General features: G+C 71.7%; 11 protein-coding genes. 1 reads left to right on the top strand and 10 read right to left on the bottom strand.

What is annotated here, in order from left to right; all coding sequences use genetic code 11:
• Positions 1–40 precede the first annotated feature (40 nt).
• From AB0E02_RS19920 to AB0E02_RS19875, 10 genes are all read right to left on the bottom strand, one after another.
• Positions 41–760, bottom strand: coding sequence for a hypothetical protein (locus AB0E02_RS19920; RefSeq protein WP_362141114.1), 720 nt, complete (start codon positions 758–760; stop codon positions 41–43).
• Positions 757–1,926: a tryptophan 7-halogenase gene (locus AB0E02_RS19915; RefSeq protein WP_362141112.1), complete on the bottom strand. Its 1,170-nt coding sequence runs from the start codon at positions 1,924–1,926 to the stop codon at positions 757–759. The genes AB0E02_RS19920 and AB0E02_RS19915 overlap by 4 nt, the downstream gene beginning before the upstream one ends.
• The gene (locus tag AB0E02_RS19910; RefSeq protein ID WP_362141110.1) at positions 1,923–3,944 is read right to left on the bottom strand and encodes a LodA/GoxA family CTQ-dependent oxidase; all 2,022 of its coding nucleotides are present in this window, start codon (positions 3,942–3,944) and stop codon (positions 1,923–1,925) included. The genes AB0E02_RS19915 and AB0E02_RS19910 overlap by 4 nt, the downstream gene beginning before the upstream one ends.
• Positions 3,945–4,146: 202 nt before the next feature.
• Entirely contained in the window at positions 4,147–5,709 is a 1,563-nt protein-coding gene (locus AB0E02_RS19905) for a GMC family oxidoreductase N-terminal domain-containing protein (protein WP_362141109.1), read from the bottom strand.
• A gap of 224 nt (positions 5,710–5,933) precedes the next feature.
• The gene (locus tag AB0E02_RS19900; RefSeq protein ID WP_362141107.1) at positions 5,934–6,755 is read right to left on the bottom strand and encodes a VOC family protein; all 822 of its coding nucleotides are present in this window, start codon (positions 6,753–6,755) and stop codon (positions 5,934–5,936) included.
• A gap of 85 nt (positions 6,756–6,840) precedes the next feature.
• Positions 6,841–7,461 carry an L-threonylcarbamoyladenylate synthase gene (locus tag AB0E02_RS19895; RefSeq protein WP_030412736.1) on the bottom strand — a complete coding sequence of 207 codons (621 nt, stop codon included), beginning with the start codon at positions 7,459–7,461 and terminating at the stop codon, positions 6,841–6,843.
• A 119-nt stretch (positions 7,462–7,580) separates the two neighbouring features.
• Complete coding sequence (locus tag AB0E02_RS19890) at positions 7,581–8,171, bottom strand: ATP/GTP-binding protein (RefSeq protein WP_362141106.1); 591 nt, start codon at positions 8,169–8,171, stop codon at positions 7,581–7,583.
• Positions 8,158–8,523, bottom strand: a complete 366-nt coding sequence (locus AB0E02_RS19885; protein ID WP_362141104.1) for a DUF742 domain-containing protein — start codon at positions 8,521–8,523, stop codon at positions 8,158–8,160. Before AB0E02_RS19885 ends, AB0E02_RS19890 begins: the two co-directional genes overlap by 14 nt.
• Positions 8,520–8,921, bottom strand: coding sequence for a roadblock/LC7 domain-containing protein (locus tag AB0E02_RS19880; RefSeq protein ID WP_030412739.1), 402 nt, complete (start codon positions 8,919–8,921; stop codon positions 8,520–8,522). The genes AB0E02_RS19885 and AB0E02_RS19880 overlap by 4 nt, the downstream gene beginning before the upstream one ends.
• On the bottom strand, positions 8,918–11,218 hold the full coding sequence (locus AB0E02_RS19875) for a nitrate- and nitrite sensing domain-containing protein (RefSeq protein WP_362141102.1): 2,301 nt from the start codon (positions 11,216–11,218) through the stop codon (positions 8,918–8,920). The genes AB0E02_RS19880 and AB0E02_RS19875 overlap by 4 nt, the downstream gene beginning before the upstream one ends.
• 447 nt (positions 11,219–11,665) lie before the next feature.
• On the opposite strand from AB0E02_RS19875, the gene AB0E02_RS19870 reads away from it, so the two are divergent.
• Positions 11,666–13,699 (top strand): SpoIIE family protein phosphatase, encoded by a 2,034-nt coding sequence (locus tag AB0E02_RS19870; RefSeq protein WP_362141294.1) that lies wholly within the window; start codon positions 11,666–11,668, stop codon positions 13,697–13,699.
• Positions 13,700–14,023: the final 324 nt, after the last annotated feature.

Genomic DNA, 14,023 nt, shown 5'->3' with positions numbered 1-14,023 from the left:
CGGGCCGCGAGGGTCGCGGCCCGGGCACCTGGGGGGTCGGTCAGTTGTTGAGGCTGGTGTGGTTCCACCAGCCCTGGCGGCCCACGGTGAAGTCGAGGGTCGCCTCGTCCCCGTTGAGCTTGCCCTCGTACTGCTGGCCCTTCTTGAGCGGGCTCTCGATCAGCTTGCCGTGCGCGTCCTTGATCGACTCGATGACGAGGGTCGGGACCTTCTTCAGGGCCGCCGGGTCGATGACGGCCATCGGGTCGATGGTGACCGCCTCGTCCCAGTTCGGACGGGCCGCGAGCTGGTGCGCGAGGTGGATCTCGTCCCCCTCCCCGAACATCAGGTACGTGAGGTACTCGGGGTAGGGGAGGTTGCCGAGCTTGCGGAAGTGACGGACGTCCTCCTTCTTGCACTCCACCTCGGTCTCCGACGTCGTCATCTGCTGGAAGTCGCGGTTCCCGTCCTTGTCGACGACGACCCGCTCCAGATGGACCTTGAAGACCTTGCCCTGCTGGAGCTCCGGGAGCTCGAAGTGGTGCGGACAGCGCAGCGAGTAGAAGACCCGCTCGCTCTCGTGCTTCGCCAGGTCCTTGAGGTACATGTCCCGCAGCTCACCGTTGTCCTTGATGCTGAAGGTGAAGACCGCCTGGTAGTCGTGGCCGGACTGCGGGTTGTACAGCGCCAGGTGGTAGAAGAACAGCTTCTTCTTGCCGAGGATCAGGAAGCGGTGGATGTGCTCGTGTCCGGCGTGGCCGGCTTCGGGGCTGGTGCTCATGGTGTGGTCGTGCCTTTCGTGTGGGGGGTGTTCGGGAGGGTGCGGGCGTCCGGAGGGGGATGGTGCTGCCGTCGGGCCCAGAAGGGGCGCTCGGGCCAGCGGGTTTCCCGGGCGTGCACGACGCGGTGGTCGTGCCGGTAGGCCGTACGGGCCGTGGCGACCTGCGCCGCGTAGCCGGCCAGTGCCGTCCGGTCGCCGTGGAGCCGGGCGTCGACCGCCCGGCCTGCGCTCAGCCCGGTGTAGAGGGCGGTCAGGATGCCCTGGGAGCTGAGCGGGTCGAAGGCGGCCGCCGCGTCGCCGGCGGCCGTCCAGCCGTCGCCGTGCACCCGGTCCAGATGGGCGGTGTGCGCGGCGGCCCGCCGGGGTGGCGGGAGGTGGGTGAGGCCGTGCGGGCGGGCCCGGCCGACGACGTGCCGGGTGGCCAGCAGCCGGTCCCGGAACCGCTCGGCGCCACGCCCGCCGGCGACGGGCAGATCGGGATCGGTGAAGTAGGCGACCAGCCGGCGCCGGGAGGGCAGCAGGGCCGTGTACCACCAGCCGTCCTGGTCGGACTCGACCAGGGAACGGCCGTCGGCGGTGTGCTGGGCGGCCGGGTCCAGGGTCAGGTGGAGCGCGGTCAGCCGGTCCCCGGTCCGCCGCCGGGCGCCGGCGCGGACGGCGATCGCCGCACCCCGCCCGGTGGCGTCCACCACCCAGCGGCAGCGGACCGTGCGTTCCGCGTCCCCGCGGGAGCGGTCGCGCAGGGCGAGGTGCCAGGTGCCGTCCGGTTGCCGGGCGGGGCGCCGTACGGCGGTGCGCTCGGCGAGGTCGGCGCCGGCTGCGCGGGCGGCGGCACGCAACCGCCGGTCGAACAGCCCACGGTCGAGGTGCCAGCCGTGCCCGTACGGGTCGTGGAGGAAGTCCACGGCGTGCAGTTCGGCCGAGCCCCAGGCGGACAGGTTGCCGTGGCAGGGCAGATGGCCGGCGCCCAGGACGGACCGGTCGACGCCGAGGTCGGCGAGGAGCAGCCGCGCCACCGGGACCAGCGCCTCACCGGCCTTGGGCGGCCCGGTGCCGGCGTCGGCCAGCAGGACCGTGCGCCCGGCCCGTACGAGGGCGAGCGCGGCGGCGCAGCCTGCCGGACCGCCGCCCGCCACCACGACGTCGTAGGCGGGCGCCGGGCTCACGGGGAGCCGTGCAGGGGGTCGAGCTTCTCCAGGTAGCCGGCGGCGATCGCCGTCTCGTCGTGTCCGGTGGCCTCTTTGACCTCCTGGACCGCTTGCTGCACGAGCATGGCGGAGACGTCCGCGGCGGAGACCTCGCCGGTCCAGGCGTCGGCCGCGCCGGCCAGCTGGGGCGCGCCCGCCTCGGGCACCTGGATGTTGACGAGGTTGGCGTGGTCGGGGGCCTGCGGATACCCGGGCTCGGACTCCACCTGGACGTAGCGGGGGAACTTGCCGTCCCCGACGGTGTATTCGTGGGTCTCGACGATGCCGAACTTGTACCAGTCGTCGATCATCTGCCGCCGCTGCTTGTCGAAGTCGGTGCCCTTCAGGCCGCGCAGCCAGACCGCCCGGTTCTCGAAGGCCTTCTCCCGGGCGCTGTCGTCACCGCCGGTCGGCTTGGTGTTGACGGTGGTGAAGTCGGACTTCTTGAGCACGTGGTTGGGCATCTGGGCGGGCCAGAAGGTGGGCAGGTAGGGGCTGTAGCGGGGGCCGAGCCCGGACCGCACCTGGTAGCCGGAGCGGCAGCTGGCGGTGTCGCACTGCCAGGGGGCGGCCATCCAGCGGGTGAGGTCGCCCGGCCCCTGGGCGTACAGCGGCCCGTTCTTGCTGCGGACGTCCTGGTCGGTGAGCACGTCCCCGTAGTCGCGTTCGGGGTTCTCCGGTGTGCGGTGGAGGATGCGGAAGGGCTCGGAGTACATGGTCTTGTGGCGCACCGGCCAGGTGACCTCGCAGCCCGGGTGGAACGCGTCGGCGGCGCAGTTCTCCAGCGCGCCCCGGTCCAGCAGGGTCGGCTGTTCGGTGGCGGGGGCCTCGTCGACGTCCGGGTAGCCGGTGCGGGGCGGGCCGGAGGTGAAGTGTCCCTCGGACCACAGGGCCAGCATCCGGTCCTGCTCGGCGGAGAGCGTGATGTGCTGGCGGACGGAGGTGGCCTTGCCGCTGGACATGGCGTCGCCGTAGAGCCACGGCCAGGGCAGCGGCGAGGTGCCGTCCCGCTCGTAGTCGCGCATGTGGACGTAGACCTGGCGGCGGAGTTCCTCGCTGGACCTGCCGGGGTCGGCGAGCCGCTTGCGCAGCACCGGGTCGAGGAAGTCGTACGGACCCTGCCAACCGAACTGGGTGGCGAAGCCGTGGTTGACCCACTGCAGTTCGCAGAAACGGCGCAGGATCGGCTCGATGTGGTCCGGGTACGAGACCTGCTGCACGATGTCCAGCGTCTGTTCGGTGACGAACACGTCGTGGAGCAGGTCGTAGAGGGTGCGGACGGTCTTCACGCCGGGGGCGTAGTGCGGCGGCGCGACCACGACCCAGCTCGGGGTGGCGGTCTTGGTGACGCCGTTGAAGGTGACCTCCGCCGTGACCGGGCCGTCGGAGACGTCGTCGTACCAGGTGTCGTTGTTGGCGACGCCGGAGATGGGCTTCTCGGGGGTGGCGAAGGAGGCCGACCTGCCGACGCCTCCGACGACCAGGAGGCGACCGTCCTGCTGGGTGGAGATGGACCCCAGGGAAACCGGCTTGTCCATGATCTTGCCGTCGAAAGTGGCGGTCTCCTGCGCGGAGGCGCGGATTTCCTTGCGGCCGGGGTCGATGACGAGTTTCTTCCGGTCCGCGCCCTTGACGTCGAAATTGCGCCGGCGCCGCTGGGCGTCCGGCAGGGCGGCGGCTTCGGGAATGTCGAGCGGAATGTGGAACTGGTACCAGGCGGCCTTCTTGTTCGCGAGGTGTACCGACCATTTGATTTCCGTCACGCCGTCCTGGCCCTGTTTGAGCTCCTTGACGACCTCCCCCTTCTCGTTGTAGCCGTAGATGCGGAACCGGGCGGCCTGCCGGACGACCTTGCCCGAGCCGTCCTTGTACGAGCCGGCCGGAAGGGCCGGCTGATCCGGTGATTCCGGGCCGATGAAGGGCTGCTGGTCGCTGTTGCCCACCCGGGCTATGCCGATGGCCGGGTGAATTTTTATTTGTACGATCTGACTGTCCATGGAAGAGCCTTCGTTCGGGTGGGGCCATACCTGCCCACCGATGACTCAACCGTAGGAACACCTCATTGAAGACCGCGCTCCCGAGGCGTCACAATGAGTGCACGAATTCACCCTTCCGGCCGCCACCCGGCCTGTTTCACCCGCCGTCAATTCACAGAAGGTGACGGCGGGCGAAAGGCCTGCGGTTTTCCGGCCGACAGGCTCAGGCCGGCGCCGGGAGGTCGCGGATCAGGTCCGCCGCCTTTTCGGCGATCATGATCGTGGGGGCGTTGGTGTTGCCCCGTACGACGGTGGGCATCACGGACGCGTCCACCACCCGCAGCCCGCGCACCCCGTGCACCCTGAGGCGCGGGTCGACGACGGGACCGATGGCGCAGCTGCCCGCCGGGTGGTACAGGGTGTGCAGTTCGCGCCGGACGAAGTCCAGCAGGCCCGCGTCCGTCAACGAGGCGGGGTGGCGGAAGTCGGCCCTGCGGTGCTTGCGCAGACTGGGCCGGTCGGCGATGTCCAGCAGCAGCCTGACCGCCCGGACCATGGTGTCCCGGTCCTCGTCGGTGGCCAGGTAGTTGTGCAGGATGCGCGGCTGTGCGCTGGGGAGCGCGGAGCGCAGCGAGACCTTGCCCCGGCTGGTGGGGGTGAGCAGGGCCGCGCCCACCATGAACGCGTGGTCGGTGACCGCGCCGAGGCCCTCCTCGTGGAACATCACCGGGGCGGCGTGCACCTGGATGTCGGGGGCTTCGAGGCCGTCGAGGGTGCGGTGGAAACCGCCGGCCTCGCCGACGTTGGAGGTGAGCGGACCGGTCCCGTCGTTCTCCAACTGCCGTACCGCGTCCGGGTTTTCGGCGGCGAGCAGGGACGGGGTGTCGGTCAGGAAGGTGAGGCCGACGTGCGGGTGGTCCTGGAGGTTCTCCCCCACCGGGAGGTCGACGCGGGCGGTGATGCCGTGGGCCGCCAGTTCCCCGGCCGGTCCGATCCCGGACAGCATCAGCAACTGCGGGGAGTTGTAGGCGCCCGCGCAGAGCACCACTTCGCACTCCGCCCGCCGCCGCAGCAGCTCCCCGCCGCGGTCCAGCTCGACGCCGGTCGCGCGGTCACCGTCGAACAGCACGCGGGTGCACTGGGCTCCGGTGAGCACGTCGAGGTTCGGCCGGGCGAGGGCGGGCCGCAGATAGCCGACGGCGGTGCTGCAGCGCAGGCCGTCGCGTTGGGTGAGGTGGTAGTGGCCGACGCCGTCCTGTTCGGGGCCGTTGAAGTCGGCGGTGAGCGGATGGCCGGCCTCCTGCGCCGCCGCCACGTAGGCGGCCATCAGGGGGTGCCGGGAGCGGCCCTCGCTGACCGTGAGCGGCCCTCCGGTGCCGTGCCAGGGGGAGGGCGGCCCCTGGAAGTCCTCGGCGCGCAGGAAGTACGGGAGGACGTCGTCCCAGCCCCATTGTTCGGCGCCGGCGGCTGCCCAGGCGTCGTAGTCGCGCCGGTTGCCCCGGATGTAGATCATGGCGTTCATCGACGAGGAACCGCCGAGCATGCGGCCCCTGGGGAGGACCCGGCGGCGGCCGTCCAGCCCCGGTTCGCAGTCGCTGAGGTAACGCCAGTCGTACTTCGTCTGGAACAGCTTGGCCAGCGCGGCCGGTACGTGGATCTCCCGGGCGTCGTCCGGCGGCCCGGCCTCGACGAGCAGGACCCGGACGTCCTCGTCCTCGCTGAGCCGGGCTGCCAGTACGCACCCCGCCGACCCGGCACCCACGATGATGTAGTCGTACACGTGCACCGTCCCGTCCCCTCCCCAACGCCGTGGTGGATCCCCCACCCAAGCCGGATCGGCCGGTCTCCCACACCGGGAAACCGGCCAATGTCGGACCGACGGGACGAAGGGGTCGAGGGGACAGCGGGGGCCGAGGGGCCGACCGGGCCGGGGGCCCGGCGGGACTGACGGGGTGTCCGTCTCCGGCGGGATGTTCGGCCGGCGGGGTGTACGGCCTGCGGGGGTGTCCGCTAGGCGTCGCTCATCCGGGGCATCTCGCCGGCCGTCGTGGTCGTGTCGATGACGGCGAAGGCCGCGCCCTGGGGGTCGGTGAGGGCGGCGAAGCGGCCGAAGGGGCTGTCCATGGGGCCGAAGTGCAGCCGGCCGCCGAGCTTCTTCGCCGCGGCGACGGCGTCGTCGCAGTTCGCGACGGTGAAATACACCTGGATGTAGGAGGGGATCTCGGCCGGGAATTCGTCCCCCATTTTCATCCGGCCGAGCACCGGATTTCCGGAGTCGCCGAGGCTGAAGACCTTGAAGTCCATGCCCTGGGCCTCGGGGTCGTCACCCGCCTCGATCTTCTTCGCGGAATACGGGAACACCGCCTGGAGGAAGGCGTCGGCCTTTTCCGGGACGCGGGTGAACACCTCGGCCCAGCAGTACGCGCCGGGTTCGGCCACCTTCTCGAACCCGTGGTGTTCACCGGCCTGCCAGACCCCGAGGACGGCACCGCTGGGCTCCCTGGCGAGTGCCATCGAGCCGAACGATCCGACCTGCATGGGCTCCATGAGGAGCGTGCCGCCGGCGCCCTTGATCTTTTCCGCGGTCTTCGCCACGTCGTGGGACGCGAAATACAGACACCACGCGGAGGGTACCTCGTCGCCGCCGGGCATCGGCGGGACGACGGCGGCGACGGCCTTGCCGCCGGAATACGCCTGGGTGTAATTGCCGAATTCGCTCGCCGCCTCGCCGAAGGTCCAGCCGAGCACCTCGCCGTAGAAACTCTTGGCGCCTTCGACGTCGTTGAACATGGCGTCCGCCCAGCAGGGGGCGCCTTCCGGGAAATCGCTCATGGTGTGCCTCACTCCTTCCGACTTTCACGCTAGGCGCGCGGCGTGCGGTCCGCGCGCCGAACGGAGTGCGGCACCCGTCGGGCGGCTACTCGAACCGCGCGGTGTCGCCCGCGCCACGGCGTACGATCTCGGGTTCGCCGCCGGAGAAGTCGATGACCGTGGTCGGTTCGGTGCCGCAGTCCCCGGAGTCGAGCACGGCGTCCACCACGTGGTCGAGTCGTTCCTTGATCTCCCAGCCCTGTGTCATCGGCTCGTCCTCGTCGGGCAGCAGCAGGGTGCTGGAGAGCAGCGGTTCGCCGAGTTCGGCGAGGAGGGCCTGGGCGACGAGGTGGTCGGGGATCCGGACGCCGACGGTCTTCTTCTTCGGGTGCTGCAGCTGCCGCGGGACCTCCCGCGTCGCGGGGAGGATGAAGGTGTAACTCCCGGGCGTCGCGGCCTTGATGGCGCGGAAGACGTCGTTGTCGACGTGCACGAACTGCCCCAGCTGCGCGAAGTTCTGGCACAGCAGGGTGAAGTGGTGGCGCTCGTCGAGATTCCGGATCGACCGGATCCGGCTCATGCCGTCCCGACTGCCCAGCTGGCAGCCCAGCGCGTAGCAGGAGTCCGTCGGATACGCGACGAGCGCGCCGGAGCGGATGCTGTCGGCGACGGTGGTGAGGGTGCGCCGCTGGGGGTTTTCCGGGTGGACATCGAAGTACTTCGCCATCCGGCGAGTCTAGGTGATCGGAGCCGGGTCGCCCCGGTGGCCTGCGGGTGGTGGCGGGGCGGCCGGGCGGCGCGGGGGCGGCCGGATCACGGCCGGCCGCCCCGGCACCGCGGGTGACGTCAGACCGACGGGGCCGGTTCCGCCTCGGCGATGAGCACGTCCAGCAGCGACAGCAGGGCGCCGCGGACGTCCTCGTGGGAGCGGGCGTCGAGCATCAGCAGGGGCGTGTCCGGGTCCTTGAGGTGCAGGGCCGCCCTGATCTGCTCGGCGGTGTACGGCTGCTCGCCGTCGAAGCAGTTGGCGCCGACGACGAACGGCAGTCCGCGGTTCTCGAAGAAGTCGACGGCCGGGAAGCTGCGGTCCAGCCGCCGGGTGTCGACCAGGACGATCGCCCCGAGCGCGCCTGCCAACAGGTCGTCCCACATGAACCAGAAACGCTCCTGGCCCGGTGTGCCGAAGAGGTAGAGGACCACTCCGGCGTCGCTGAGGGTGATCCGGCCGAAGTCCATCGCGACGGTGGTCGCCGACTTGTCCTCGATGCCCTGGAGGTCGTCGACGCCGACGCCCGCGGCGGTCAGCCGCTCCTCGGTGCGCAGCGGCTCGATCTCGGAGATCGCCTCGACCAGCGTCGTCTTGCCGACCCCGAATCCACCGGCGATGAGGATCTTGACGGGTGACTCTTCCAGGGCGGCTGTGTCATATCCGGGCAAGGTTGTCCCTGATTTTCCTGAGCAGATGGACATTGGACGTTTCGGACGCTGCCAGCGGCGGCCGGTGATGGATCAGACCGCGGTCCGCCAGCTCGCTGAGGAGGACCGCCATGGGCGTGAGGCGCATGTGCATGCGCGCGGCGATCTCGGCGACGGCCCGCCCGTTGGGCGGCCGGCACATGGCGAGGATGGCCTGCCATTCGGTGGGCAGGCTGCCGTCGGTGTCCGCCGCGACCGTCGCCGTGATCAGGGTGTCCATGGTCAGGACGGTGCGCGGTGCGGTGGTCCGCCCGTCGGTGAGGGCGTACAGCCGCGTGCGCCGCCGCCGGGCCGGCTGCGGGCCGGCCGTCATGACGGCTCGGGGGCCGCGGTGCGCTCCGGGGTGCCGAGCCACTCCCCGAGCGCCTGCGAGGCCCGTACGACCTCACCGCCCAGCTCGCCGAGGCGGGCCTTGCGCGAGGTGACGACGATCAGCGTGCTGCCCTCGCCGCAGCCGACGAGACAGAGGTAGCGGTCGTCCATCTCCACCAGCTGCCGGATCACCCGGCCGCCGCCGACCTCCCGGGAGATGGCCTTCATCGTGGCCGCGATGCCGGAGGAGGCCGCGGCTATCCGTTCGGCCTGGTCCCGTTCCAGCAGGTAGGCGCTGAGCCGGATCCCGTCGTTGGACAGCAGCACGGCACCTTCGATGCCGGCGATCCGGCTGAGGTTGTTGTCCAGAATGCTGTAGATCATGTCGTTCGTCGTCATGGCTGGTCCTGTCGGAGCTCGATTTCCACTGTTTCGGTGCCCTGCTCGTAGTCCGCCCAGGCGTCGGCCACCTCTTCGGGGGTCGCGGTGTCCTGGCCGGCCGGCTCCACGGTGCGGGGCTCGCGGAGCTGTCGGGCCATGTGCGTCTGGGGCACACGTTCCGGCAGCGGCGGCGGGGCGGAGCCGTCCCGGGCCGGCGGCCGGACCGTCGCCCGGGCTTCGGCGGGCCCACGGCGCGGCAGCCCGGCCCCGGCGGGCGCCGGTCCGGCGGGTTCGGCCGGTGCCACGGGGCTTGCGTGGAGGACGAGTTCGGGCTTGCGCTCCCGCTGTCGTGGCGGCGCGGGGGTGCGCGGGGACGGCCGTTCCGACGCGGGGGCACGCGGTGCCGCGGCGGCGGGGGCCGGCGCCTCGGTGCGGACCAGGTGGTCCTGGGGGATGATCACGATGGCCGCCGTCCCGCCGAACGCGGAGCGGCGCAGGGTGACCCGGGCCTGCAGCTGGTCGGCGAGGTGGCCGACCACGAAGAGGCCGAGCCGGTGGGCGTTCTCGGCGAGGACGGCGTACGGCGGGGCGGCGTGCAGCCGGGCGTTCATCTCCTCGTAGCGCTCGGCGGCGACGCGCGGGCCGCGGTCCTCGATCTCCACGGACAGTCCGTCCGTGACGAGTTCGGCCCGGATGGCGACCTTCGACGCCGGCGGGGAGAACCGCGTCGCGTTGTCCAGCAGCTCGGCGAGGAGGTGGCTGATCGCGCTGATCGACCGGGCCTCCACGCTGATCTCGTCGAGCGCGACCCGGTCGATCCGACGGAAGTCCTCGACCTCCGCGGCGGCCTCCCGGAGCACGTCGGCGACGCGCATGGGCTCGGTGTGCGGGTCGGTGATCTCACCGCCGGCGAGGATCAGCAGGTTCTCGATCTGCCGCCGCATACCCACCGTCAGCTGGTCGGACTTCATCAGCTGGGCCAGCAGCGCCTCGTCGTGCCCGAAGGTGTCCTGGAGGTCCTCGGTCAGGCTCAGCTGACGGCTGACCAGGTTTCCGGTGCGGGCGGCGATGCCCGCGGCGAACAGGCCGAAACCGTGCCGCTCGTCGGCGAGCTGCCGGTAGCCCTCGACGGACACCGTCACGGCCCGGGCGAACGCGTCGCTGATGCGGCCGACTTCGTCCCGTTCCCGGCCGGGTCCGGGCAGTGCGGCGGCATCGACGGGCCGGCCGCGCTGCAGCCGGTCGACGATGTCCGGGAGGGTGTGCTCGGCGACGGTGACGGTGCGTTCGTGCAGCATGGCCATGCGGCGCAGCACGGTGCGGGTGGTGAAGACGACGACGGCCACGACCAGCAGCAGGCCGGCGGTGCTGCCCGCGACCATCCACCAGACCTCGGCCTCCAGCGCGTCGGCCGTGGCGTCGGCGCGCTCGATCACCGCTTGCACCCGCGCGGAGTTGAGGGCGGTCAGCTGCGGGACGAGCTTGCCGTACGCGGCCGGCCAGTCGCCGACGGCGCGGGGCAGGGCGACGCCGTTCGGGATGTCGTGGTGGTCGGCGAGGGCCGCGTCCTCGATGCGGGACATGGACTTCCACGCGTCCGAGGCGGCGATCCGGGCATAGGCCTTCCGGCCGTCCTCCGGCAGATAGGGCACGATCGACGTGCCGTAGAGGAAGCGGTGGGCGCCGATGGAGTTGGTGAGTTCGCCGAACCTGGCACCGTTCAGCCGCCGGGCCGGCCCGGCGGCCGCGAAGAGGGTGTCCTCGCGGGCGAGCACCTCGGAGGCCGCGAACAGGGCGACCACCGGCCGGCTTTCCTGCGTGAGCTCGGCGTCGTCCATGTTGCTGAACTCTTGGTAGACGCGGATCATCCGGCCGATCGCGTCGCTGTAGTAGCCGGTGGTCCGGTCCGCGCTGCCGGAACGGGCATCCGTGCGCTCGCGGTAGGCGTCCAGCTCCCCGAGCTGTTTCTGCACCTCACGGACGTAGTGGTCGACCTGGTCGTCGTCCCGGGCGTCCCGGACACCGGCCGCCCGCTGGAACGCGGCGACGGCGCGGTCGGTGGCGGCGCGCTGACGTGTCAGGGCGGTGCGCGCAACCGGCGAGCCGGCCCATCGCGCCGCCGTCATGCTGCGCTCGGCCTGCATCTGGGCCATGAGGTCGTACAGCGGCCGGCCGATCCGCTCACCGTCGGCCACGTCGGCGCGCAGGTTCGCGGACTGCTGCAGCAGCCGGTCGGCGGAGACGAAGACTTGGGCGCCCATCGCGACGGTGGGCACCACCGCCAGCCAGATGAGGAGGGTGCGCAGCCGGACCACACCCCGCCGGCGGCTTCTTGCTTGCTTTCGCTGGCCTTCGGGCGGTGGGCCCTCAGGGTCTGTGGGAGTCATCGGTCCTCGGGGGCGGAGACAGGGAACAGAAGACCATCAGCGGTCCGGCCGCTCCGCGTGGGGGAAACGGAAGGCGCCGGTCCGTGATCGTGAGGCCGTGGGGGTTGCCGATCATAACCAGCCACGACGCGAAAAGGAGAGGTTGCTTCGATGATCATTACGTGCTAGTAGCCACCGCAATCCGTCACGAACAGGACGCGGAGAAACGGGACTTCACCGCACGCGCAGACCCGTCGTGCGGACCGGCCGCTTCCCCGGTCGGCGCATCCGCGGGGACGGGGGCACGATGGAAGCCGGGGCAGTGGAAGGAGTGCCCGGGTGAGCGCAGCCGAAGACCCCGGGACCCCGCCGGCCGGCGACGGGCCCGAGGCCGGTCTGCCGGAGGGACGGTGGTCCCCGCCGAGCGGGCTGATGGACCTCCTCGGCGTGGCCGCCGTGCTCGTGGACGCGGACGGCCGGATCGCGCTGTGGAGCCCGCAGGCCGAGGACCTCTACGGCTACACCGCCGAGGAGGCGCTCGGCAAATACGCTGCGCCACTGCTCGTGCACGAGGAGCACTGGGACCTGGTGCTGAAGAAGTTCGCCGAGGTCATGGAGACCGGCGGGAGCTGGGGCGGCACCTTCCCGGTCCGGCACAAGGACGGCACCGCACGCATGGTGGAGCTGCGCAACATGCGGCTGCTGGACGACCGCGGCGACTTCTACGCCCTCGGCCTCGCCACCGACTCACCGACCCTGCGCGAGCTGGAGCGGGACGTCGCGCTGTCCACCCGGCTGATCTCCCAGTCCCCCATCGGGCTGGCGATCCTCGACACCGAACTGCGGTACGTGGCCGTGAACCCGGCCCTGGAGCGGATGCACGGCGTGCCCGCCGAGGAGCACCTGGGCCGGCACTACCGGGAGATCATGACCGCCCCGAAGTTCGAGGTGCCGGAGACCGCGATGCGGCAGGTCCTGGCGACCGGCACCCCCATGGTCGACCAGACCACCATCGTCGGCCACACCCCCGCCGACCCCGGCCGGCTGCACGCCTGGTCCATCTCGCTGTACCGGCTGGACGATCCCCAGGGCCGGGTGCTGGGAGTGGCCGACCTCGTGGTCGACGTCACCGACCGCTACCAGGCCGCCATGGAGGCGACCGAGGCCCGGCGCCGGCTGGCCCTGATCGCCGACGGCACCGCCCGTATCGGCACCACCCTGGAGGTCCGGCAGACCGCCCGCGAACTGGCCGAGGTCACCGTCCCCGAACTGGCCGACGTCGCCACCGTCGACGTACTCGACTCCGTCCTGGACGAGCACCGCCACGACGCCGCCGACGGGCCCGCGCTCTTCCGCGCCCTAGCGGTCAAGGCCGCCTACCCCACCGAGGCCGTCCAGGCCGCCGATCCCCCCGGCCAGACCGTCGCCTACGCCCCCGACCGCCTGGCCACCCAGTGCGTCCGCACCGGCCGCCCCATCCTGGTGCCCCGGACCGACGAGCGGGACCTCGCGCGCATCGCCCGCGACGCCCCCTCCGCCGCCCGGCTGGCCCGCGCCGGGGTGCACTCCTACCTGCTGGCCCCGCTCACCGCCCGGGGCCAGATCCTCGGCTTCCTGGGCATGTCCCGGGCCCGCACCCCGCAGCCGTTCGACGAGGACGACCTCGCGCTCGCCGGTGAACTGGCCGCCCGCGCCGCGGTGTGCATCGACAACGCCCGCTCGCACCAGAGCGTGCGCAACGCCGCGGAGACCCTCCAGCGCAGCCTGCTCCCGGACCACCCGCCGCAGCTCCCCGGCCTGCAGATCGCCTCCCGGTACCGGCCCGCACAGGCCACGTACGAGATCGGCGGCGACTGGTACGACGTCCTGCCGCTGGAAGGCGACCGGACCGCGCTCGTCGTGGGCGACGTCATGGGCAGCGGCATCGACGCCGCCGCGACCATGGGCCGGCTGCGCACCGCCACGAGCGCCTTCGCCGACCTCGATCTGGATCCGGCGCAGGTCCTGACCCACCTCGACAAGATCACCTCGGCGCTGGAGCACTACATCGCCACCTGCGTCTACGCGATCTACGACCCGCACCGCGCCGCCTGCCACCTGGCCACCGCCGGCCATCTCCCGCCCGTCCTCGTCCGCCGCGGCCGGCACCCCGCCTTCCTCGACCTGCCCACCGGCACCCCGCTCGGCGTCGGCGGCGTCCCGTTCGAAACCACCACGGTGCACCTCGCCCCCGGCGACCAGCTCGTCCTGTACACCGACGGCCTGGTCGAGACCCGCCACCACTCCCTCGACGAACGTCTGGAGACCCTCCTGTACCTGCTGGACGCACCCGACCGCTCCCTGGAAGAAACCTGCGACCGTCTCCTCCGCGAACTACGACGCCCGGAGGACCCGGACGACGTGGCGCTCCTCATTGCCCGTTGTGACTGACTCCCACGTACTCGGCTGCAGCGCCGTGGTCGTTACCGGTGGCGCTTTGCGGCGCCCCGCACGTAGCTGTCTGATCCGCCGCGGGGCGTCTCGCCGTTGCGCTTCGCGGCGCCCCGCACGTAGCTGTCTGATCCGCCGCGGGGCTTCTCGCCGTTGCGCGCTTTGCGGCGCCCCCGCACGTAGCTGGCCGTCCCGCCGCGGGTGGTCTCGCCGTTGCGCCTGCGGCGGGCTGGGTGGTGTCGGGTGCGGTGACGGGCCTCCGGGGCCGGTTGTGTGGACTGCTGACGCTTTACGTCCACACAACCGGCCCCTCCGGCCCGTCCC

Source organism: Streptomyces sp. NPDC048196 (assembly GCF_040652715.1).
Lineage (GTDB): Bacteria > Actinomycetota > Actinomycetes > Streptomycetales > Streptomycetaceae > Streptomyces > Streptomyces siderophoricus.
The sequence above is the reverse complement of the archived record's forward strand: the minus strand, read 5'-3'. Positions and strand labels throughout refer to the sequence as shown.

Bases quoted from the DNA above. Each gene is read 5' to 3' on its own strand.
- AB0E02_RS19920 (WP_362141114.1), bottom strand. From the start codon at position 760: ATGAGCACCAGCCCCGAAGCCGGCCACGCCGGACACGAGCACATCCAC.
- AB0E02_RS19885 (WP_362141104.1), bottom strand. From the start codon at position 8,523: ATGACGGCCGGCCCGCAGCCGGCCCGGCGGCGGCGCACGCGGCTGTAC.
- AB0E02_RS19900 (WP_362141107.1), bottom strand. From the start codon at position 6,755: ATGAGCGATTTCCCGGAAGGCGCCCCCTGCTGGGCGGACGCCATGTTC.
- AB0E02_RS19880 (WP_030412739.1), bottom strand. From the start codon at position 8,921: ATGACGACGAACGACATGATCTACAGCATTCTGGACAACAACCTCAGC.
- AB0E02_RS19910 (WP_362141110.1), bottom strand. From the start codon at position 3,944: ATGGACAGTCAGATCGTACAAATAAAAATTCACCCGGCCATCGGCATA.
- AB0E02_RS19895 (WP_030412736.1), bottom strand. From the start codon at position 7,461: ATGGCGAAGTACTTCGATGTCCACCCGGAAAACCCCCAGCGGCGCACC.